23 protein-coding genes and 1 tRNA gene are annotated in these 21,651 nt (G+C 59.7%); 6 read left to right on the forward strand and 18 right to left on the reverse strand.

The annotated features are described in order from the left end of the window. Window positions 1–68: 68 nt before the first annotated feature. From A7D21_RS13765 to A7D21_RS13805, 9 genes are all read right to left on the reverse strand, one after another. Entirely contained in the window at window positions 69–992 is a 924-nt protein-coding gene (locus tag A7D21_RS13765) for a sigma 54-interacting transcriptional regulator (RefSeq protein ID WP_053254255.1), read from the reverse strand. Between the two features lie 338 nt (window positions 993–1,330). After that, window positions 1,331–2,431: a redox-regulated ATPase YchF gene (gene ychF / locus A7D21_RS13770; RefSeq protein WP_053254256.1), complete on the reverse strand. Its 1,101-nt coding sequence runs from the start codon at window positions 2,429–2,431 to the stop codon at window positions 1,331–1,333. 21 nt (window positions 2,432–2,452) lie between these two features. After that, a complete protein-coding gene (gene pth / locus A7D21_RS13775; protein ID WP_053254257.1) occupies window positions 2,453–3,037 on the reverse strand; it encodes an aminoacyl-tRNA hydrolase in 585 nt (194 codons plus the stop codon). A gap of 167 nt (window positions 3,038–3,204) precedes the next feature. Beyond that, window positions 3,205–3,804 carry a 50S ribosomal protein L25/general stress protein Ctc gene (locus A7D21_RS13780; protein ID WP_053254258.1) on the reverse strand — a complete coding sequence of 200 codons (600 nt, stop codon included), beginning with the start codon at window positions 3,802–3,804 and terminating at the stop codon, window positions 3,205–3,207. A 138-nt stretch (window positions 3,805–3,942) separates the two neighbouring features. Further along, the gene (locus A7D21_RS13785) at window positions 3,943–4,884 is read right to left on the reverse strand and encodes a ribose-phosphate pyrophosphokinase (protein WP_003208392.1); all 942 of its coding nucleotides are present in this window, start codon (window positions 4,882–4,884) and stop codon (window positions 3,943–3,945) included. Between the two features lie 46 nt (window positions 4,885–4,930). Beyond that, window positions 4,931–5,005, reverse strand: a tRNA-Gln gene (locus tag A7D21_RS13790). Between the two features lie 37 nt (window positions 5,006–5,042). Next, window positions 5,043–5,846 (reverse strand): 4-(cytidine 5'-diphospho)-2-C-methyl-D-erythritol kinase, encoded by an 804-nt coding sequence (gene ispE / locus A7D21_RS13795; protein WP_207201168.1) that lies wholly within the window; start codon window positions 5,844–5,846, stop codon window positions 5,043–5,045. A gap of 49 nt (window positions 5,847–5,895) precedes the next feature. After that, a complete protein-coding gene (gene lolB / locus A7D21_RS13800; RefSeq protein WP_053254260.1) occupies window positions 5,896–6,513 on the reverse strand; it encodes a lipoprotein insertase outer membrane protein LolB in 618 nt (205 codons plus the stop codon). A gap of 4 nt (window positions 6,514–6,517) precedes the next feature. Beyond that, the gene (locus A7D21_RS13805; RefSeq protein ID WP_069551946.1) at window positions 6,518–8,242 is read right to left on the reverse strand and encodes a tetratricopeptide repeat protein; all 1,725 of its coding nucleotides are present in this window, start codon (window positions 8,240–8,242) and stop codon (window positions 6,518–6,520) included. A 182-nt stretch (window positions 8,243–8,424) separates the two neighbouring features. On the opposite strand from A7D21_RS13805, the gene hemA reads away from it, so the two are divergent. The 6 genes from hemA to A7D21_RS13835 all read left to right on the forward strand — a co-directional run bounded on the left by hemA (window position 8,425) and on the right by A7D21_RS13835 (window position 13,790). Continuing rightward, window positions 8,425–9,714: a glutamyl-tRNA reductase gene (gene hemA, locus A7D21_RS13810; RefSeq protein WP_053254262.1), complete on the forward strand. Its 1,290-nt coding sequence runs from the start codon at window positions 8,425–8,427 to the stop codon at window positions 9,712–9,714. Continuing rightward, on the forward strand, window positions 9,711–10,793 hold the full coding sequence (prfA, locus tag A7D21_RS13815) for a peptide chain release factor 1 (protein ID WP_053254263.1): 1,083 nt from the start codon (window positions 9,711–9,713) through the stop codon (window positions 10,791–10,793). The genes hemA and prfA overlap by 4 nt, the downstream gene beginning before the upstream one ends. After that, window positions 10,794–11,624 carry a peptide chain release factor N(5)-glutamine methyltransferase gene (gene prmC / locus A7D21_RS13820; RefSeq protein WP_069551947.1) on the forward strand — a complete coding sequence of 277 codons (831 nt, stop codon included), beginning with the start codon at window positions 10,794–10,796 and terminating at the stop codon, window positions 11,622–11,624. Beyond that, window positions 11,618–12,373 (forward strand): molybdopterin-synthase adenylyltransferase MoeB, encoded by a 756-nt coding sequence (locus A7D21_RS13825; RefSeq protein WP_053254265.1) that lies wholly within the window; start codon window positions 11,618–11,620, stop codon window positions 12,371–12,373. The genes prmC and A7D21_RS13825 overlap by 7 nt, the downstream gene beginning before the upstream one ends. Continuing rightward, entirely contained in the window at window positions 12,366–13,160 is a 795-nt protein-coding gene (murI, locus tag A7D21_RS13830; RefSeq protein ID WP_053254266.1) for a glutamate racemase, read from the forward strand. The genes A7D21_RS13825 and murI overlap by 8 nt, the downstream gene beginning before the upstream one ends. Before the next feature lie 111 nt (window positions 13,161–13,271). Beyond that, the gene (locus A7D21_RS13835; protein WP_069551948.1) at window positions 13,272–13,790 is read left to right on the forward strand and encodes an acyloxyacyl hydrolase; all 519 of its coding nucleotides are present in this window, start codon (window positions 13,272–13,274) and stop codon (window positions 13,788–13,790) included. A 136-nt stretch (window positions 13,791–13,926) separates the two neighbouring features. Here A7D21_RS13835 and A7D21_RS13840 read toward each other — a convergent pair whose 3' ends face one another. From A7D21_RS13840 to A7D21_RS13880, 9 genes are read right to left on the reverse strand one after another with little or no spacing between them, the layout of a single operon-like run. Then, window positions 13,927–14,232 carry a YkgJ family cysteine cluster protein gene (locus A7D21_RS13840; protein ID WP_016977069.1) on the reverse strand — a complete coding sequence of 102 codons (306 nt, stop codon included), beginning with the start codon at window positions 14,230–14,232 and terminating at the stop codon, window positions 13,927–13,929. A gap of 54 nt (window positions 14,233–14,286) precedes the next feature. After that, the gene (locus A7D21_RS13845; RefSeq protein WP_053254268.1) at window positions 14,287–14,778 is read right to left on the reverse strand and encodes a DUF2878 domain-containing protein; all 492 of its coding nucleotides are present in this window, start codon (window positions 14,776–14,778) and stop codon (window positions 14,287–14,289) included. Continuing rightward, on the reverse strand, window positions 14,771–16,042 hold the full coding sequence (locus A7D21_RS13850) for a cyclopropane-fatty-acyl-phospholipid synthase family protein (RefSeq protein ID WP_053254269.1): 1,272 nt from the start codon (window positions 16,040–16,042) through the stop codon (window positions 14,771–14,773). Before A7D21_RS13850 ends, A7D21_RS13845 begins: the two co-directional genes overlap by 8 nt. Continuing rightward, entirely contained in the window at window positions 16,029–16,838 is an 810-nt protein-coding gene (locus A7D21_RS13855; RefSeq protein ID WP_053254270.1) for a DUF1365 domain-containing protein, read from the reverse strand. The genes A7D21_RS13850 and A7D21_RS13855 overlap by 14 nt, the downstream gene beginning before the upstream one ends. Next, complete coding sequence (locus tag A7D21_RS13860) at window positions 16,835–18,082, reverse strand: NAD(P)/FAD-dependent oxidoreductase (RefSeq protein WP_069551949.1); 1,248 nt, start codon at window positions 18,080–18,082, stop codon at window positions 16,835–16,837. Before A7D21_RS13860 ends, A7D21_RS13855 begins: the two co-directional genes overlap by 4 nt. Next, window positions 18,079–18,861: an SDR family oxidoreductase gene (locus tag A7D21_RS13865; RefSeq protein ID WP_053254272.1), complete on the reverse strand. Its 783-nt coding sequence runs from the start codon at window positions 18,859–18,861 to the stop codon at window positions 18,079–18,081. The genes A7D21_RS13860 and A7D21_RS13865 overlap by 4 nt, the downstream gene beginning before the upstream one ends. Beyond that, on the reverse strand, window positions 18,858–19,280 hold the full coding sequence (locus A7D21_RS13870) for a nuclear transport factor 2 family protein (protein WP_053254273.1): 423 nt from the start codon (window positions 19,278–19,280) through the stop codon (window positions 18,858–18,860). The genes A7D21_RS13865 and A7D21_RS13870 overlap by 4 nt, the downstream gene beginning before the upstream one ends. Continuing rightward, the gene (gene phrB, locus A7D21_RS13875; protein ID WP_069551950.1) at window positions 19,273–20,718 is read right to left on the reverse strand and encodes a deoxyribodipyrimidine photo-lyase; all 1,446 of its coding nucleotides are present in this window, start codon (window positions 20,716–20,718) and stop codon (window positions 19,273–19,275) included. Before phrB ends, A7D21_RS13870 begins: the two co-directional genes overlap by 8 nt. Next, the gene (locus A7D21_RS13880; protein ID WP_053254275.1) at window positions 20,719–21,648 is read right to left on the reverse strand and encodes a MerR family transcriptional regulator; all 930 of its coding nucleotides are present in this window, start codon (window positions 21,646–21,648) and stop codon (window positions 20,719–20,721) included. Between the last annotated feature and the right edge of the window lie 3 nt (window positions 21,649–21,651).

Below are 21,651 nucleotides of genomic sequence, written 5' to 3' on the forward strand. Positions count from 1 at the left end.
CACAAAAGCGTTCCAAATATTTCACCGTGGGTATTTCAAATTGTACGTTTGAGTTGCAGTCACTGACGTTAACTCAGTGCTATATCCAATTGCTTCATCCGGTAGTAAAGCGTGCGTTTGGCGATACGCAGTTCAACCGCCACGTCCTCTACGTTATGCGAATGACGGCGCAGCGACTCTTCAATCAGTATTTTCTCTATTTGTTGTAAGCGGTCTTTCAAGTTCAACGGTATTTGCTGGGCCGGCACCGACGTCACTGACAGCGGTGGCAGCCCCAGTACAAAGCGTTTGGCCGTAGAGCGCAGTTCGCGCACATTGCCCAGCCAGGCGTGACATAACAGTTGTTGCAGCAACTCGTTGGAGGCAAGAGGAGGGGCGTAGTTGAAGTTGTCGGCCTCCTGTCGAACCATGTCGAGGAACAAGGGCACAATCCGCTCGTGCCGCTCTCGCAGGGGCGAGAGCTTGATGTTGACGACATTCAGGCGGAAATACAGGTCACGCCGGAATGTGCCTTGTTCGACCATCTCATGCAGTGACTGCTGGGCGGAGGCGATGACGCGCATGTTCACAGGGATGAAGCGGGTTGACCCCAGGCGTTCGACACCGCGGGCTTCCAGCACACGCAGTAGTTTGGCTTGCAGCGACAGCGGCATGCTGTCGATCTCATCCAGGTACAACGTGCCCAGGTGCGCGGTCTCGATAAAGCCTGCCCTCGACTGCACTGCGCCGGTGTAGGCGCCACTGTTGACACCGAAGAGCTGGCTCTCCGCAAGGCTTTCCGGGATGGCGGCGCAGTTAACTGCAACGAAGTTGCCACGCCGGCCGGACAGGCGATGTATCCGTTGTGCCAAGGTATCTTTGCCAGTACCGGTTTCCCCTAATAGCAGGATGTCGACATTGAGTGCGGCTGTCGTATTGAGTGTATTTTCAATATCCACGTCCTCAATGAACGGGACGTCCAATTCATCTTCCTTTTGGTAGGCAGCCGACATTTTGCTATCACTTCACTGTTAGTCGCGGGGTATTCAATGGGGGCGCAGTAGACCGTAATTTATCCTGGGTGTCACTGTTCTTTAAGTAGGAAAATGTCTTGGTCTATATCAGGATTTTTAAGTGCGCGCTACGCTGAGTTTAGTTCAAGTGTTATTGTCGGAAAGTGCGGGTTTTATGTGTAGGATTAAACTTAAAGTCCAGTGGATTAAATGAGGCTTGTTTTATTGGGTTAAAGGGCTTAAGGCTTATATCAGGTTGCGACATGCCAAACAGCAGACACAAAAAAGCCGATGCAGTGCATCGGCTCTTTGTTTGCGACGTACGCCGCAGGTAACGCTTAAACGTTGAAGCGGAAGTGCATCACGTCGCCATCCTTGACGATGTATTCCTTGCCTTCCAGGCGCCATTTACCCGCTTCCTTGGTACCGGCTTCACCCTTGTACTGGATGAAGTCGTTATAGGCGATGACTTCGGCGCGGATAAAGCCTTTTTCGAAGTCGGTGTGGATCACGCCGGCGGCCTGTGGTGCAGTGGCACCGACTTTGACGGTCCATGCGCGTACTTCTTCGACACCGGCAGTGAAGTAAGTCTGCAGGTGGAGCATTTCGTAGCCCGCACGGATTACACGGTTCAAGCCAGGTTCTTCCAGGCCCAGAGCCTCGAGGAACATGTCTTTTTCTTCGCCGTCATCCAGTTCGGCAATTTCTGCTTCGATCTTGTTGCACACCGGAACAACGATGGCGCCTTCTTCGTCGGCAATAGCCTTGACCACATCGAGCAGCGGGTTGTTCTCGAAGCCGTCTTCAGCAACGTTGGCGATGTACATGACCGGCTTGGTGGTCAGCAGATGGAAGCCTTTGATCACCGCTTTTTCGTCGGCATTCATGCTCTTCATCAGGCTGCGCGCAGGTTTGCCCAAGGTGAAGTGAGCGATCAGTTGCTCCAGCAGGCCTTTCTGGACCACGGCATCTTTGTCGCCGCCCTTGGCGTTACGCGCGACTTTCTGCAGTTGCTTTTCGCAGCTGTCGAGGTCGGCGAAGATCAGTTCCAGATCGATGATCTCAATGTCGCGTTTCGGGTCGACGCTGTTGGAAACGTGAATCACGTTCTCGTCTTCAAAGCAGCGGACCACGTGGGCGATGGCATCGGTTTCACGGATGTTGGCCAGGAATTTGTTGCCCAGACCTTCACCTTTCGACGCGCCGGCCACCAGGCCCGCGATGTCGACGAATTCCATCGTAGTCGGCAGGATGCGCTTCGGATTGACGATAGCCGCCAGTTCCTGCAGGCGCGGGTCCGGCATGGCTACAATGCCGCTGTTGGGTTCGATGGTGCAGAAGGGGAAGTTCTCCGCCGCAATACCGGACTTGGTCAAGGCGTTGAACAGGGTGGATTTGCCGACGTTGGGCAGGCCGACGATGCCGCAATTGAATCCCATGGTGTTTCCCCTCGGTAAGAGTCAGGCCTTCTGGCTGTGCAGGTTTTTCATCGCACGGTTCCATTCACCGGCGAAGATATCCGGCAGCACGCCGAGGGCAAAGTCGATGCTGGCATCGAGTTTTTCCTGTTCGGCGCGTGGCGCACGACCCAGGACGAAATTTGAAACCATACTGGCGACGCCTGGGTGGCCAATGCCGAGCCGCAGGCGGTAAAAATTATTCTGATTGCCCAACTGCGCAATGATGTCGCGCAGGCCATTGTGGCCGCCATGCCCGCCGCCTAACTTGAGTTTGGCAACGCCGGGTGGCAGGTCCAGTTCGTCATGGGCCACCAGGATTTCTTCGGGTTTGATCCGGAAGAAGCCCGCAAGCGCCGCGACAGCCTGGCCGCTGCGGTTCATGTAGGTGGTGGGAATCAGCAGACGAACATCCTGACCCTGGTGCGAGAAGCGCCCGGTCAGGCCAAAATATTTGCGATCAGCCGTAAGGCTCACACCTTGGGCGTGGGCGATACGCTCAACAAAAAGGGCCCCCGCGTTATGCCGGGTCTGTTCGTATTCGGCGCCTGGATTTCCCAGGCCAACGATCAGTTTAATGGCAGTCACGACAGGGGCCCTTCCTTTGGAGTTGTGGGTAACATCGCCAGACCTCAGTGCGGCGAAAGTGGACGACAGGAGCTAACTTATCCAGAGATAAACTTCGCGTTGTCGCCCGCTTTCTCGCTACGTTCTGGTCCGCGATGTTTCCTCAAGCTCCGGCAATACAGAGTGAATTACTCTGCAGCGCCTTCTTCAGCTTCTGGTGCAACGCGTGGAGCGTGAACGTTTGCAACAGCTTTGTCATCACCGTGAGCCAGTGCAACAAACTCAACGCCTTTAGGGGCTTTGAGGTCGGACAGGTGAACGATGTCGCCGATTTCCAGAGCCGACAGGTCGACTTCGATGAACTCAGGCAGGTCTTTCGGCAGGCAGGTCACTTCGATCTCGGCAACAACGTGCGAAACTTCGCCGCCTTTCTTGACCGGAGCTTCTTCACCAACAAAGTGCACAGGCACGATAGCGGTCAGTTTCTGACCGGCTACTACGCGTACGAAGTCAGCGTGCAGCACGTGGCCTTTGGCTGGGTGACGTTGCAGGGCCTTGATGATGACGTTCTGCTTCTTGCCGCCAACGTTCAGCTCGATGATGTGGCTGTAGGCCGCATCGTTTTCGAGCAGTTTGGCAATTTCTTTGGCCAGCATGCTGATGGATTCAGGGGCTTTTTCGCCACCGTAAACTACAGCTGGAACCAGGCTTGCGAGACGACGCAGGCGGCGGCTCGCACCTTTCCCCAGGTCGGAACGCAGTTCAGCATTCAAAGTAAAATCGTTCATGTTGTATCTCCAAAATAACCACATTCGCCCCAGCGTTTGCGACCAGCGCTAAAGGCGATATGGGCAAAAAAGCCCCGCCCCAACAGAATGCTGGGGCGGGGCGCTTTTCGTCAGTGTGTGTTTCGTAAGGGCTGACCCTTAACGGAACATCGCGCTGATCGATTCTTCGTTGCTGATGCGGCGAACCGCTTCGGCAACTACCGGTGCGATATCCAATTGACGGATACGCGAACAGGCTTGAGCTGCTGCGGACAACGGGATGGTGTTAGTCACCACCAGTTCGTCCAGCATGGAGTTCTCGATGTTCTCGATCGCTCGGCCCGACAGCACAGGGTGTGTGCAGTAGGCGAAGACTTTTGCTGCACCGTGCTCTTTCAAGGCTTTGGCCGCGTGGCACAGGGTGCCGGCGGTGTCGACCATGTCATCAACCAGAATACAGGTACGCCCTTCGACATCACCGATGATATGCATCACTTCGGAGTGATTAGCTTTTTCACGGCGTTTGTCGATGATCCCGAGATCCACGCCCAGGGATTTGGCAACCGCCCGTGCACGCACGACGCCACCAATGTCCGGGGACACGATCATCAGGTTTTCAAAGCGCTGATCTTCGATGTCATCCACCAATACCGGGGAGCCGTAGATGTTATCTACCGGAATATCGAAGAACCCCTGGATTTGGTCAGCGTGCAGGTCAACCGTGAGAACACGGTCGATGCCTACCACGGTCAGCATGTCAGCGACGACTTTCGCGCTGATAGCCACACGTGCGGAACGCGGACGGCGATCCTGACGGGCATAACCAAAGTAAGGGATTACAGCTGTGATTCGAGTCGCTGAGGAGCGGCGGAAGGCATCAGCCATCACGACGAGTTCCATCAGGTTATCGTTGGTCGGAGCGCAAGTCGGCTGAATAATGAAGACGTCTTTACCGCGGACGTTTTCATTGATCTCGGCTGTAATTTCGCCGTCGGAGAATTTACCGACAGAGATGTCACCGAGAGGGATATGCAGCTGACGTACGACACGTCGAGCCAGATCGGGGTTGGCGTTCCCCGTAAAGACCATCATCTTGGACACGCGCAGTACCTAGAGGCTGAGGGTAACCTGGATGAGTATTAGAAAATGGCAGGGGCGGCTGGATTCGAACCAACGCATGGCAGGATCAAAACCTGCTGCCTTACCGCTTGGCGACGCCCCTGTATCTGTTGCAACGAGTACCCAGTACTCGGTTCCTTTTAGAGCAGACTTTGCAGCTTGCGATGCAACATCGAAACGTTGCTTCCCTTTGCTACAAACCCTGTAAGGGTCTCTGTAAGAAGGGCCGAGACTTTATCAGCTTCAGCTTTGCTTGGGAAGCCCCCAAACACACAACTTCCAGTTCCGGTTAATTTTGCTTCGGTAAATTTACCTAACAAATTCAAAGCGTTACGTACCTCTGGATAACGCCTTGCTACAACCGGTAAGCAGTCATTTCGACTGTTTCCCTTGGGAACGGGGCGCACTTTAATGGGAGGAGAGTTACGTGTCAACAGTGGATCTGAAAAAATTTCTGCTGTACTTACAGATACTTGCGGAACAAGCACGACATACCACGGCTCTTCGGGGTATTCCGGGGTGAGTTTTTCGCCCACGCCCTCGGCAAAAGCCGCGTGCCCACGCACGAAAACCGGGACGTCGGCGCCCAGTGTCAGGCCCAGCGTGGCCAGGCGATCGAGGTCCCAACCCAGTTGCCATAAGTGATTCAGGCCGAGCAGCGTGGTCGCGGCATTTGAACTGCCGCCACCGATACCGCCGCCCATAGGCAAAATTTTATCGATCCAGATGTCGATGCCGAGCGCGCAACCGGATTGCTCCTGAAGTTTTTTCGCGGCTCTCACAATCAGATTGCTGTCGTGGGGCACGCCGTCGAATTCGGTGTGCAATTTGATCGCGCCATCGTCGCGTATGGCGAAGGTCAACTCATCGCCGTAGTCGAGAAACTGAAACAGCGTCTGCAGCTCGTGGTAGCCGTCTTCACGGCGACCCAGAATGTGCAGCATCAAATTGAGTTTGGCCGGGGAGGGCAGGGTCAAGGTGGTGGCGGTCACGTTATTGCCCCAGCTTGCGCGGTTGCCATTCCTTGATCACCAGCGTGACGTCAAGGTCGGTGCCATGCAGTTTGATGCGCTCGGGCAGCCAGTAGGCGCCCTGTTGCACGTAGCTGAGGTATTCAACCTGCCAGCCATCCTGCTCCAGCGTGGCCAGGCGACTGTCGCCGTTGAGGCTCAGCCGGCTCTTGCTGTCCGGTGCGGGCAACCCGCGCACCCACCAGACCAGATGGGATACCGGCAATTTCCAGCCCATCTGTTCTTCCAGCAAGGCTTCCGGCGTGGTCGCTTCATAGCGCCCCTGGTTCGCGACTTCAAGGCTCACTTGCCCGGGTCGACCGGTCAGGCGCGCCGCGCCTCGGCCAAGCGGCCCTGACAGGCGAATGTCGTAATAGTCCTGGCGCTGCAGCCAGAACAATGTGCCGCTGCCGGAATCTTTCGGCGCGCGAACCCCGACCTTGCCATCGATCTGCCAGCCGTCGATGCTGCTGAGCTGCTCTTTGTGCTGTTTCCATTGCGCCGGGTTGCCCTGGCCTTCAACGGATTCACGGCTGCCTATGCCCGCGCAACCGGCGAGCAGGGCGATAAAACTGAAAACAATAACGTGGCGCAAAAACATAAGTTTAAAGGGTCTCGGATCCGGTCAGGCGCTTGATGGTGCCGCGCAGGATGGGGCTTTCGGGTTGTTCCTTGAGGAATTTTTCCCAGATTTGTCGTGCTTCGCGCTGTTTGCCATTGGCCCAGAGCACTTCGCCCAGGTGGGCGGCGACTTCCTGATCGGGGAAGCGCTCGAGTGCCTGGCGCAACAAGCGCTCGGCCTCGTCCAGGTTGCCCAGCCGGTAATTGACCCAGCCCAGGCTGTCGAGCACGGCAGGGTCTTCCGGGTTGAGCTTATGGGCTTGCTCGATCAGCACCTTGGCTTCGGCGTACCGCGTCGTACGGTCAGACAGGGTGTAACCCAGGGCGTTCAGCGCCATGGCGTTGTCCGGATCGCGCTTGATGATCAGGCGCAGGTCTTTCTCCATTTGCGCCAGGTCATTGCGTTTTTCCGCCTGCATGGCGCGGGTGTACAGCAGGTTCAAGTCGTCCGGGTATTGCAGCAACGCTTGTTGCAGCAACTTCCAGGCGCGTTCGCCCTGTTTGTTGGCTGACAAGGTTTCGGCCTGGATCAGGTACAACTGAATGGCGTAGTCAGGTTCGGCTTCGCGTGCTGCCGCCAGGCGTTTTTCCGCCTCGTCGGTGCGGCCGTTGCTCATCAGAATGTCGGCCTGGCGCAGTTGGGCCGGCAGATAGTCATTGCCGGGGCCGACCTGGGCGTATTCGAGCAGGGCTGCCTGCGGGTCGTTGCGCTCTTCAGCGATACGGCCGAGGTTGAGATGCGCGGAGTCGACATGGCTTTCGCGCTGGATCAGTTCCTCAAGGTAACCCTTGGCCTCGTCCCAGGCCTTGGCTTCCAGGCATACCAGTGCCAGCGAGTAGCGCAATTCATCGTCGTCCGGGTATTGCTGGACCAGGTTGGCGAACTGCACTTTGGCGTCCTCCATACGGTCCTGCTCAACCAGCATGCGCGCATACGTCAGGCGCAGGCGCTTGTCGTCCGGGTACTTTTTGATGCTTTTTTCCAGCAGCGGAATCGCTTCCTTGCCGCGATTGAGGTTCTGCAGCAGGCGTGCGCGCAGCAAAATCGGGGCGATCTCGCCGTCTTCCGGCGGGTTCTGCTCCAGCAGCTTCAGCGCGGCGTCGGCTTCGTCATCCTGTTGCAGCAGCAACGCCTTGCCGAAAATCAGCTGGCTGTTCTTCGGATGCTTTTGCAGCAGGCGGTCAAAACTCTTCATCAGGCCATTGCGGGTGTCCTGGTCGGTGTCGGCCGCCGACAGCGCGAGAAAGTCGAAATGCGTGTCGCCCTTGCCCTGCAGGACTTTCTCCATATAGACCATGGAGTCGTCGTAACGCCCGGCGCGCGCCAGTTGCACAGCGGCTGCGCGTTGCGCTTCCAGATCCTGCGGTGCGTTTTTCGCCCAGATCAGCGACGTGTCCAGCGCGGCCTGGTCAGCACCCAGGTATTCGGCGATGCGAAATGCACGCTCCGAAATGCCGGGGTCCTGGGTATTGATGGCCTGGGTCACGTAGTTATCCAGGGCAATGTCGAAACGATTGCGCTGGCCGGCGAGTTCCGCCGTCAGCAAGCTGTAGATCGTTTCTTCACTGAACGAGGAATAAACCTTGGGCTTTTCAGGGGCGGGGGTGCTGTCTTCCACCGGCGGCGTACCGTCCGGCGACACGGGGGCCAAGGCCTGGCAGCCGCTGAGGAAGACAAAAGCAAGGAGCAACGCGGAAGATCTATTCATATAGGAAGAGGACGACTAACCTGCGGTCGGATCATCATGACACAAGCCTTCGGCCAAACATAACCGAGTCTCAGTGGGTGCCTTTATAGACACAAGGCATTAGGACAATAGCCTACGGTGGTTGTTCTGAATCATTCGAAGTAGGACAATTGTCGGCTTCCCGACATCATCAGCGATATTGAATGGCCTTCCTTGCACTCGGTATTAACCACAAGACTGCTTCTGTAGACGTGCGCGAGCGCGTGGCGTTTACGCCCGAGCAGTTGGTTGAGGCCTTGCAGCAGCTCTGCCGGCTCACCGACAGCCGCGAAGCTGCGATCCTTTCGACCTGCAATCGCAGTGAGCTTTATATAGAGCAGGAACATCTTTCAGCGGATGTGGTGCTGCGCTGGCTGGCTGATTATCACCATTTGGACCTCGACGACCTGCGCGCCAGCGCGTATGTGCACGAAGAGGATGCGGCAGTTCGTCACATGATGCGCGTTGCCTCAGGGCTCGACTCGCTGGTGTTGGGCGAACCGCAGATCCTTGGCCAGATGAAATCTGCCTACGCCGTGGCCCGCGAGGCCGGAACCGTGGGCCCGCTGTTGGGCCGTCTGTTCCAGGCCACGTTCAATTCGGCCAAGCAAGTGCGCACCGACACCGCCATCGGTGAAAACCCGGTGTCCGTGGCGTTTGCCGCTGTCAGCCTGGCCAAACAGATTTTCAGCGACTTGCAGCGCAGCCAGGCGCTGCTGATCGGTGCCGGTGAAACCATTACTTTGGTCGCCCGCCACCTGCATGACCTCGGTGTGAAGCGTATTGTGGTGGCCAACCGCACCCTGGAGCGTGCCAGCATCCTCGCCGAACAGTTCGGTGCGCATGCCGTGCTGCTCTCGGACATCCCGGCCGAACTGGTGCGCAGCGATATCGTCATCAGCTCCACCGCCAGTCAGTTGCCGATCCTTGGCAAAGGCGCGGTCGAGAGTGCGTTGAAGTTGCGCAAGCACAAGCCGATTTTCATGGTGGATATTGCCGTTCCCCGCGATATCGAGCCAGAAGTCGGCGAGTTGGACGACGTTTACCTCTATAGCGTCGACGATTTGCACGAAGTGGTCGCCGAAAACCTCAAGAGTCGCCAGGGCGCTGCCCAGGCCGCCGAGGAAATGGTCAGCACCGGCGCCGAAGACTTCATGGTGCGCCTGCGTGAACTGGCGGCAGTGGACGTGCTCAAGGCTTATCGTCAGCAAGGTGAACGCCTGCGTGATGAGGAATTGGTCAAGGCCCAGCGTTTGCTGGCCAACGGCAGCAGCGCCGAAGAGGTGCTGATGCAATTGGCGCGTGGCTTGACCAACAAGTTGCTCCACGCCCCCAGCGTTCAGTTGAAAAAGCTTACTGCCGAAGGCCGCCTCGATGCGCTGGCCATGGCCCAGGAACTCTTTGCCCTCGGTGAGGGCGCGTCAGATAGCTCTTCGGATAAAAAACCGCAATGAAAGCGTCACTGCTCAATAAACTGGACGTGCTCCAGGACCGTTTCGAAGAACTGACCGCCTTGCTCGGCGATGGCGAGGTCATCTCCGATCAGACCAAGTTCCGCGCCTATTCTAAGGAATACGCCGAAGTTGAGCCGATTGTGGCCACCTACAAAAACCTCATGAAGGTGCAAGGCGACCTCGAAGGCGCCCAGGCGCTGCTCAAGGACAGCGACCCGGACATGCGCGAAATGGCCGTGGAAGAAGTCCGTGAAGCCAAGGACAAACTGGCCGAACTGGAAGGTGATCTGCAGCGCATGCTGTTGCCCAAGGACCCCAACGACGGGCGCAACGTGTTCCTCGAAATCCGCGCCGGCACCGGTGGCGACGAGGCGGCGATTTTCTCCGGCGACCTGTTCCGTATGTACTCGCGCTACGCCGAACGCCGTGGCTGGCGCGTCGAGATTCTGTCCGAGAACGAAGGCGAGCACGGCGGCTATAAAGAAGTGATCGCCCGAGTCGAAGGCGACAACGTCTACGGCAAATTGAAATTCGAATCCGGCGCGCACCGTGTGCAGCGGGTTCCGGCGACCGAATCCCAGGGCCGTATCCACACCTCGGCGTGCACCGTGGCCGTGTTGCCTGAGCCGGACGAGCAGGAAGCCATCGAGATCAACCCGGCGGACTTGCGCGTCGACACGTACCGCTCTTCGGGCGCCGGTGGTCAGCACGTCAACAAAACCGACTCGGCAATCCGTATCACTCACTTGCCGTCGGGCATCGTGGTGGAGTGCCAGGAAGAACGTTCCCAGCACAAGAACCGTGCGCGGGCCATGTCCTGGCTGTCGGCCAAGCTCAACGACCAGCAGACCAGCGCCGCTGCCAACGCAATTGCCAGCGAGCGTAAGTTGCTGGTGGGTTCGGGCGACCGCTCCGAGCGTATTCGGACCTACAACTTTGCCCAGGGCCGGGTCACCGACCACCGGGTCAACCTCACCCTTTATTCCCTCGACGAGATTCTCGCCGGTGGCGTTGATGCGGTGATCGAGCCCTTGCTCGCCGAATACCAGGCCGATCAATTGGCGGCGATAGGTGAATAAATGACCATCATTGCCAGCCTTCTGCGCGCCGCCGACCTGCCAGATTCGCCCACCGCGCGCCTGGATGTGGAGTTGTTGCTGGCCGCCGCCCTGGGCAAGTCGCGCAGCTACCTGCACACCTGGCCGGAAAAGATCGTCAGCAGCGAAGATGCGCTGACCTTTGCCGACTACCTGCAACGTCGCCGTAGCGGTGAGCCGGTGGCGTATATCCTCGGCCAGCAAGGCTTCTGGAAGCTGGACCTGGAGGTGGCGCCTCATACGCTGATCCCGCGTCCGGACACCGAGCTGCTGGTGGAAGCCGCGTTGGAACTGTTGCCTGCCAACCCCTCCAGGGTGCTCGACCTGGGCACCGGCAGCGGCGCCATCGCCCTGGCCCTGGCCAGCGAACGCCCGGCCTGGCAGGTCACGGCGGTAGACCGCGTGCTGGAAGCCGTGGCCCTGGCCGAGCGCAATCGCCAGCGCCTGCACCTGAAGAACACCACGGTGTTGAACAGTCATTGGTTCAGCGCTCTGCAAGGCCAAACCTTCGACCTGATCATCAGCAACCCGCCGTACATTGCCGATAACGATCCCCATCTGGTGGCCGGTGACGTGCGTTTTGAGCCCGCCAGTGCCCTGGTGGCCGGCCCTGATGGCCTGGACGATTTGCGCTTGATCATCGCCCAATCCCCGGTCCACCTGAACGCCAGTGGTTGGTTGTTGCTTGAGCATGGCTATGATCAAGCGCCTGCCGTGCGTGACTTGTTACTGGGTGAAGGCTTTGAAAACGTACACAGCCGTATCGACCTCGGCGGCCACGAACGCATCACACTGGGGCGTCGCCTGTGCTGAGCGATCAGGAGCTGTTGCGCTATAGCCGACAGATTCTGTTGCAACATGTCGACATCGAAGGCCAGTTGCGCCTGAAAAATGCCCGCGCGCTGATCGTCGGCCTTGGTGGGTTGGGCGCGCCAGTCGCGCTGTATCTGGCCGCCGCCGGCGTGGGCGAGTTGCACCTGGCGGACTTCGACACCGTCGACCTGACCAACCTGCAACGCCAGATCATTCACGACACGGACAGCGTTGGGCAGACCAAGGTCGATTCGGCCATGCGTCGTCTCACGGCGCTCAACCCAGGCGTCAAACTGCTCGCCCATCGCACCGCGCTGGATGCCGATTCACTGGCGGCGGCGGTGGGCGCCGTTGATGTGGTACTCGACTGCAGCGACAACTTCTCGACCCGCGAAGCCGTCAACGCCGCCTGTGTCGCTGCCGGCAAGCCATTGATCAGCGGCGCGGCGATTCGCCTGGAGGGGCAATTGTCGGTGTTCGACCCGCGTCGCGCCGAAAGCCCCTGTTACCACTGTTTATACGGGCACGGCAGCGACACTGAACTGACCTGCAGCGAGGCCGGCGTCGTCGGCCCATTGGTGGGCCTGGTCGGCAGCCTGCAAGCACTGGAAGCCTTGAAGTTGCTGGCCGGCTTCGGCGAGCCGTTGGTGGGGCGGCTGTTGCTGATTGATGCCCTGACCACACGTTTTCGCGAGTTGCGCGTCAAGCGCGACCCGGGTTGCAGCGTGTGTGGGGCACACCATGGTTAAGGACGCGCCAATCGGTGTGTTCGATTCCGGCGTCGGCGGCCTGTCGGTGCTGGATGAAATCCAGCAGTTGCTGCCCCATGAGTCGCTGCTGTACGTGGCTGACGGCGGGAATATCCCGTATGGCGAAAAATCTCCGGCGTTCATTCTTGAGCGCTCCCGTATTGTCGCGAAGTTTTTCCGCGAGCAGGGCGCCAAAGCCTTTGTGATTGCCTGTAATACCGCCACTGTCGCCGCCGTGGCCGATTTGCGCCAGGACTATCCCGACTGGCCGCTGGTGGGTATGGAGCCTGCGGTCAAGCCGGCGGCTGCCGCCACTCGCAGTGGTGTGGTCGGTGTACTCGCCACCACCGGCACCCTGCAAAGCGCCAAATTCGCCGCCTTGCTCGACCGCTTTGCCACCGATGTGCGGGTCATCACCCAACCGTGCCCGGGCCTGGTGGAGTTGATCGAAACCGGTGACCTCAAGAGTGCCGCCCTGCGCCAGATGTTGCAGGGCTATGTCGAGCCGTTGCTCAGCGCCGGTTGCGACACCATCATTCTCGGCTGCACCCATTACCCCTTCCTCAAGCCACTCCTGGCGCAGATGCTTCCCCCGAGCATCATTCTGATCGACACCGGTGCCGCCGTGGCCCGGCAGCTCAAGCGGCTGCTGGGGGAGCGTGACCTCCTGGCGTGTGCAAACCCTGAACCTGCACAGTTCTGGACCAGCGGCGACGTTGATCACCTAAGAAATATCCTACCGACACTATGGAAATCTCCTGGAGTTGTGCGTAATTTTGGCTGGTGAAAAATTCGTGAAAAATCGGGGTTAGACGCTGAACTTCTGACACCACGCCAGCTTCTATAGCGAGTTAGCCTGTACAAAACCATACAACTTTGTTCTCAAGGACTGTTTCTTATGAAGCGCTTGTTCTGTTTGGCTGCGATTGCGGCCGTGGTGGTAGGACACTCGGTTTCGGCCCAGGCGGCTGGCCTGGAATTGGGTGTGGGGAGCACCAGTGATTCGACCATGACCTATCGGCTTGGGCTGACGTCGGAGTGGGATAAAAGCTGGTGGCAGAGCGATACTGGCCGCCTGACTGGCTATTGGAGCGGCGCCTACACGTATTGGGATGGCGACAAGCGCGCGAGTGTCAGCAGCCTGTCTTTCTCGCCGGTGTTTGTGTACGAGTTTGCCGGCCAGTCGGTCAAACCCTATATCGAGGCGGGGATCGGCGTAGCCGTGTTCTCACGTACGCGGGTCGAAGACAACAACATCGGCCAGGCCTTTCAGTTCGAAGACCGCCTGGGCTTTGGTGTGCGCTTTGCCGGTGGGCATGAGGTGGGCATCCGCGCCACGCACTATTCCAACGCGGGTATCAGCAGCAATAACGACGGGGTAGAGAGCTACTCGCTGCACTACACGTTGCCGTTGTAATCCTGAGAACACCGCTCAAACCAAATGTGGGAGCTGGCTTGCCTGCGATGCAGGCGCCTCGGTCTATGCGTTGCACCGAGGTGATGCGATCGCGGGCAGGCCCAGCTCCCAGAGTCGATTGGCGCCACATCCAGGTTCAGCGGTAAGCCGTCGCAATCCCTTCGCGCTCGGTCAAACACTCCGGCGCGCCCATCTCGAACTCCCGACAGATCAGCGGCCGTCGCTCGTAAATCGTGCACATCATCGTGTCCCGATCCAGCGCCGCGCACCAGCCGTCGTCCAGGCGCAGCATCACTTCGCCGCCCCAATCGTCGGTATCGATATAACGCTCCGGCACGCCCGTGTCGGTGATCAGCATGACTTCCAGCTGGCAGCAACAGGCCGCGCACGTCGAGCAGGTGACGGCGGGTTCGGTGATTTGAGTGTGCGGGATGTTAGTCATAGGCGCGCAGTGTAAGGCAAGCGCGTCAACGGCGTGTGATTGCTCAGACGGACGTCAGTGCCCAAGTTGCCGTGCGATCCAATGCATCACGGGGAACAGGATTGCCCAGAGCAGGCCCAGGCCGAGCATGGTCGGCACAGTGCCGTAGCCGAAACTCACCCCGGCCAATTGGCTGCCGGCGTAATAAGACAACGGCCCGCCCACCGCACCTAATAAGCTGGCGCGCCACCAGGGCTGCGCGCTCCAGGCCAGGCAATGGCGCAGTGTGGTCGCCAGTAAGGCCCACAGCAATACCAGCCAAAAAGGTATCAGCGGCCCCGGAAAGCTGAAATGGAAGACGCCAAAGTTGCGCAGCGACGTGTCGATGACAGTGCCCAGCAGGGTCACGGCGAGGATCATTTGCCCCTCCGCAGACCACGCGCTTATCCACAGCAGGTGGATGGCCAGCACTGCGCCCGCGACCAGCAACCAACGGCTGTCACCGCCCAGCACGCAGGCAAACCAGCCGCACTGGAACAGCACGGCATTCGCCAGCCGTTTAAGCATTGAAACGCCCGAGCAAAGGCGGGTTGATCGCCGCCGGCTTGGCCAGCAGCAACTGCGCGGTACCGATTGTTCGCTCCATGAATCCGCCTTCGCAGTAGCACAAATAGAATTCCCACAAGCGCAGGAAGTATTCATCGTAGCCCAACTCTGTGAGGCGGCCATGGGCGCGACGAAAGTTCTCATGCCACAGGCGTAAGGTTTTCGCGTAGTGCAGGCCGAAGTCCTCCATGTGCAGCAGGTTCATGTCGGTGTCGCGGCTGACGATGTGCAACATGTTCTGCACACAGGGCAGGGCGCCACCGGGGAAAATATAGCGCTGGATGAAGTCGACGCTGTTCTTGGCCTGCTCGAAGCGCTGTTCACGAATAGTGATGGCTTGCAGCAGCATCAATCCGTCGCGCTTGAGCAAGTGCGCGCACTGTTTGAAGTAGGTCGGCAGGAAGCGATGGCCCACTGCTTCGATCATCTCGATGGAGACCAGCTTGTCATACTGGCCGGTCAGGTCGCGGTAGTCCTGCAATAACAGGGTCACCTGGTCCTTGAGCCCCAAGGCCGCGATGCGTTTTTCGGTGTAGGCAAACTGTTCTTTGGACAAGGTTGTGGTGGTGACTTTGCAGCCATAGTGCTGCGCCGCGTACAACGCCATGCTGCCCCAACCGGTACCGATTTCCAGCAAATGGTCAGTGGGTTTGAGCGCAAGCTTCTGGCAGATGCGTTCCAGCTTGTTCAGTTGCGCCTGTTCCAGGCTGTCGTCGGGGCTTAGGAATTGCGCGGCCGAATACATCATGGTCGGGTCGAGGAATTCTTCGAACAGGTCGTTGCCCAGGTCGTAGTGGGCGGCGATGTTTTTCTGTGAGCCCTTGCGTGTATTGCGGTTGAGCCAGTGCAGGCCTTGGGTGAACGGCCGTGCCAGGCGCGCCAGCCCACCTTCCATGGCGTCGAGCACCTCCAGGTTGCTCACCATCACGCGCACCACCGAGGTCAGGTCCGGCGTGGTCCAGTAACCGTGGATAAACGCCTCGCCGGCGCCTATCGAACCGTTGGCCGCCACCAGCCCCCATACCGCTGAATCGACGATCTGGATTTCCCCCAGCAGGTGCGCTTCGCGTGCGCCGAACACTTGGCGTTCGCCGTCCTCGATCACCACCAACTGGCCGTGGCGCAGTTGGCTGAGTTGGCGCAGCACAGCCTTGCGCAGCAGTGCGCTGGTCATGCCGTTGACGTTCAGGCGGTTGGTTTTGACCGATAAGCTAGGGGATTTCATGGCGGCGATCCTTGGTATACCCGACTGCGGTGCGAGAGGCGCCATCGGCGGCCTGATGGGAAAAAATCGGTGTTCGTTTGAGCAACAAGCGCATGGCCTGCCAGTAAATGGCGAGGCAGGTTTTGGCGGTCATCCACGGGAAGCGCCGCAGGTAGCGATGCAGGCTGGCGCGGTTAAGTGCTTCTTTGTGCAGGCTCAACGTGGCGTCGAAGACCTTCAAATCGCCCTGCCAGTCGGCCATGTGCACGCCGAGTTTGGCGGCGGGTGGGCTGAAGCTCATGCGGTATTCCAGGTCGCGCGGCAAAAACGGCGAGACATGGAAGGCCTTGGCCACGGCGAAGTGCTGATGCTCATCCGCGCCGAGCGCCTGGGCCGGCAGCACGTAGTGATAGCGCTCGCGCCATGGGGTGTTGGTCACTTCACACAGGATCGCGGCCAGTCGGCCATCGGCCTCGAAACAGTAGAAGAAACTCACCGGGTTAAAAGCCAGGCCCCAACTGCGGGCCTGGGTCAGCAGGCAGATAACGCCCTGAGGTGTACGCCCCAGGGCCTTGCCGACTTCCTGGCGCACGGCATCGCTCAAGCTCATGCCGTGGCGGGTAAACTCACGCAGATAATCCTGCTGGCGAAAGCCGAAGGGCGCCAGCCAGCCGGTGCCGGCCAGCGGTGACAAACCGAGCACTTCGTCTTGTTCGCTTAAGTCCAGGTACAGCAGGCCGATGCGGTAGCGGAAGGCGTGGGCCTTGGGCGCAAACCGGCGATGGGCGATCCAGCCGCTGTACAGGGCGCTGTTCACAGGGTTTCTCCAAAGGCCTGGGCCACACGCAATGCGCTGACCACGCCGTCCTCGTGGAAACCATTGGCCCAGTAGGCACCGCAATAAAACGTATGGCGCGCGCCGTGCAATTCTTCCCAGCGCCCTTGGGCGTCCACAGCGGCGAGGCTGTATTGCGGGTGGGCGTAGGTGTAGCGCGCGAGGATTTTCAGCGGGTTGATCATCGGCGTCTGGTTCAGGCTGACGCAGAAGGTGGTGGCGCTGTCGATACCTTGCAGGATGTTCATGTCGTAGGTAACGGCGGCCTGTGTCTGCGCATCGCCGCTCAGCCGATAATTCCAGCTGGCCCAGGCCAGTTTGCGGTCCGGCAGCAGGCGTGTGTCGGTGTGCAGCACCACGTCATTGTCGGCATAGGGCAATGCGCCGAGGATCTCTTGTTCGGCCTGGCTCGGGTCGGCCAGCATGGCCAGGGCCTGATCGCTGTGACAGGCGAACACCACACGATCAAATGTTTCGCTGCCGGCAGGGCTGTGGATAACCACGCCGTCATCGGTGCGTTCTACTTTATGCACAGGACAATTGAGGCGGATCTGCTCGCGAAAACTGCGGGTCAGCGGCTCGATGTAGCTGCTGGAGCCGCCTTCGATCACGCACCACTGTGGGCGGTTGCTGATCGACAGCAAGCCGTGGTTCTTAAAGAACCGGACAAAGAATTGCAGCGGAAACCCCAGCATGTCAGCCAGGGACATCGACCAGATCGCCGCGCCCATCGGCACGATGTAATGCCGGATAAACCGTGGGCCGTAACCGCCGGCTTCAAGGTAGTCGCCGAGGGTCATCTGCGCGCTGATGCGTTGCTCTTGCAGGTCCAGCGGGGCCTGGCGGTTGAAGCGCAAAATGTCGCGCAACATGCCCCAGAACCCGGGCGACAGAATATTGCGCCGCTGGGCAAACAGGCTGTTGAGGTTGTTGCCGTTGTACTCGAACCCGGCATGCTGGTCACACACCGAAAAGCTCATCTCGGTGGGTTTGAACTTCACGCCGATCTGCCCAAGCAGGCGGATGAAGTTGGGGTAGGTCCAGTCGTTGAACACGATAAAGCCGGTGTCCACCGCATAGCGTTGGCCCTCGACGGTGACGTCGACCGTGTGGGTATGCCCGCCGATGCGCTCGCCCGCTTCGAACAGGGTGATGTCATGGCGACGGCTGAGCAGGTAGGCGCTGGTCAGCCCGGCGATACCGCTGCCGATAATGGCGATCTTCACAGTTTGTCCTTCTGCGGCGGAGGGCTGCGCAGCATGCGTTTGCCGATCATCAGCTGAACGCGGTTGGGCAGCTTCGACAGCGGCCACAGGGTGGCGATAAACAGGGCCGGAAAGGCGATTTCCAGCGGGCGTTTGCCCAGCTTGGCAACGATATGTTTCGCGGCCTTGTCGGCGGACCAGCTCAACGGCATCGGGAAATCGTTGCGTTCGGTCAATGGCGTGTCGACGAAGCCCGGGCTGATCACCGTGACGTCGATGTTCTCGGTCGACAGGCTGATGCGCAGCGATTCGAACAAGTAGCGCAGCCCGGCTTTGGACGCCCCATAGGCTTCGGCGCGTGGCATCGGCAGGTACGTCACAGCGCTGGCCACGCCCACCAGGTGCGGTGATTGCCCGACGCGTAACAGTGGCAGCGCGGCTTCGATGCAATAAGCGCTCGCCAGCAGGTTGGTGCGTACCACGTGCTCGACGATGGAGGCGTCAAACTGCCGGGCGTCCACGTATTCACAGGTGCCGGCATTGAGGATCACCGTGTCCACTGAGCCCCAGACCACGCTGATGTGCTCGCCGATCTCGCGCACGGTCTGGCTGTTGGTCAGGTCGCCGGCCACCACCAGCACTTGCCCCGGATAACGTTGGGCGAGTGCTTCCAGCGGGCCTTTTGTGCGCGAGCTGAGGGCTACGTGGGCGCCGCTGTTGAGCAACTCCACGGCCAGTGAGGCACCGATGCCACTGCTGGCGCCGGTCAGCCAATATCGGCGGGGCGGTGTCAGGCTCATCCCATTCTCCTTTTCAGCCAACGCACTGCGGGGCCGAGTATTGGCAGGTGTTCATAGAGCAAGGCACCGGCATCGAAATAGTCACGATGGCGGTAGACCTTGTCGCGCCACATCAGGTGCGAGCAGCCTTCCACGCGTATCACCTCTGCGCGCTTCAGCCGTGGGTGGCTAAAACTCATTTTCCAGCGCAAATAGCCTTCGCCTTCGGCCACCTGGTCGAAGCCGTGAAAGTCGAAACGCAGCTGGCTGACATTGCTGTACAGCTCGGCGAAGTAGCGGTGCAGCGCGGGCAAGCCCTGCACTTCATGCAACGGGTCGGTAAAGGTGATGTCTTTGGCGTACAGGCCGTCGAGCAGGTGCAGGTTGTGCTTGTCCAGCGTCGCGAAGGCCTGGGCGAAGCGCGGCAGGAAGTCACTCATGTAAACCTCCGACGGCTTCGCGCGACGGCAGGCTGCGGAATGCGGCCAAGGCCCGTTCACGGGATTTCTTCAGGTCGACAATCGCGCGCGGGTAGTGCGCCACACCGAACAGGCCGCCGACGGCCTCAGGGTTGTGCACGTCCTTTTTATTCAGCGCGGCCAGTTCGGGCAGCCAGTGCTTGATGAACACGCCTTCACTGTCGAATTTTTCGGACTGGCTCAGCGGGCTGAAAATTCGGAAATAGGGCGCCGAGTCGGTGCCGGTGGATGAGCTCCACTGCCAGCCGCCGTTGTTGGCCGCCAGGTCGCCGTCGATCAGGTGGCGCATGAAAAAACGCTCGCCCTCGCGCCAGTCGATCAGCAGGTTCTTGGTCAGGAACATCGCTACGACCATGCGCAGGCGGTTGTGCATCCAGCCGGTTTCCAGCAATTGGCGCATGGCCGCGTCGATGATTGGCAGGCCGGTGCGCGCTTCCTGCCAGGCGGCGAGGTCTTCGGGCGCGTTGCGCCAGGCCACCGCTTCGGTTTCGGGGCGGAAGGCGCGGTGGCGCGAGACCCGTGGGTAGCCGACCAGGATATGTTTGTAGAACTCGCGCCAGAGCAGCTCGTTGATCCAGGTGATCGTGCCAACATCGCCACTTTCGAACTCGCCCTGGTTGGTCTGCAAGGCGGCATGCAGGCACTGTCGCGGCGAAACCACACCGGCAGCGAGGTAGGCTGAGAGTTGGCTGGTGCCGGGTTTGGCCGGGAAGTCGCGTTCGTCCTTGTAGTAGCTGATCTGTTGATCGGCAAAAGCGTCGAGGCGGCGCTTGGCTTCGTCTTCACCGGCGGGCCAGAGCGCGCGCAAGGTTTCGCTCGGCGGCTGGAACCCTTCCACCTGTGTGGGCACGGGGTCGCTTGTCAGGTGTGTTTTTGCCTGGGCTTTAGGCGTTGCGACCACGGGCGGCAGGGCGCTGTGCAGGCGGCTGTAGCAGACTTTGCGGAACTGGCTGAAAACCTGGAAGTAGGTGCCGGTTTTGGTCAACACGCTGCCGGGTTGGAAAAACAACTGGTCCAGATAACGGTGGAACGTCACGCCGTCGGTTTCCAGGGCTTGGGCGACGGCGGCATCGCGGCGGCTCTCGTGGATGCCGTATTCCTCGTTGACGTGCACCGACTCAATCGACAGTTCCCGGCACAGCGTGCTCAGCACGGCGGGGGCCTGGTCCCAGGTCGCGGCAGTGCGGATCAGCAAGGGAATGTTCAATGCGCCGAGCGCCCGGCTCAGGTGCTGCAGGTTGCGCAGCCAGAAGTCGACTTTGCACGGCGCATCATCGTGGGCCAGCCATTGTTCGGGGCTGATCAGGTACACGGCAACGACCGGGCCTCGCTGGCTTGCGGCGGCCAGGGCAGTGTTGTCGTTCAGGCGCAGGTCGGTGCGCAGCCAGATCAAATGCATTTAAAGAAGTCCACGCTGGATCAGTATCTGATGGGCCGACAACGGGTCCTCGGCCACGAACAATTCAGGGGTGTCACGGGTTAATACGGCTAACTCGGCCTGGTGGATGCATACCGTTGGTCCGGCAACCAAGGTTGGGCAACTGACGCCGCCCAGTAGTTTCACGAGTGAAGGCAGGTGCAGGGCCTTGCTCGAATACAGCAGCACGGCACGCGGTTGCAGGTGTTCCACGGCCAGTGCCAATTCACCCACCGGCAAAGGCCAGTCGAACACTTCCACTGGGCAATCGGCGCTGCTGGCGAGCCACGCGCTGAGCCACAGGTGCGGCTCCAGGGGCAGGTCGGAATGGTTGACCAACAACAGTGGGGCGCCTTGCAGTTGGCGGTTGTTGTGGTAGATCCGCGCACCGAATTTGCTGCGTAGCCAAGACAGGAAAAACACCCGCTCCATCTGCGCGCCGAATTGGCCCTGCCAGCGTTGTTCGAGTTCCTGCAGCAGCGGCAGCATCAATTGCTCACACAAGGTGCGTGGCGGGTAGAGCGCCATGGCCTGGTTGACCGCGTCATCGACCCGGCGCTCGGCCAAATCGCTGATCGCGGCTACCAGGTTCTGGCGCAACGCCTGCCATTCGTTTTCGACGGTGTCCGGGATGACTTGGGCGGAGTCGATAAGGTTTTTAACCTGGCTGACCGGTACGCCGCGGTTGAGCCAAGTGAGGATGGTGTGGATGCGTTGCACGTGTTCGGCGCTGAACAGCCGATGACCTTTGGGTGTGCGCTGGGGCACGATCAACCCGTAGCGGCGTTCCCAGGCGCGCAGGGTCACGGCGTTGACGCCGGTCTGGCGCGCCACTTCACGAATCGGCAGCCAGCCGTTCTGGAGGGCCTGGGCGATGTCTTCGCCAGGTTCGTCTTGCAGGGCAGCTTTCATGAG

Origin of the sequence: Pseudomonas sp. AP19 (assembly GCF_001728855.1) — a bacterium.
GTDB classification, from domain to species: Bacteria; Pseudomonadota; Gammaproteobacteria; order Pseudomonadales; family Pseudomonadaceae; genus Aquipseudomonas; species Aquipseudomonas fluorescens.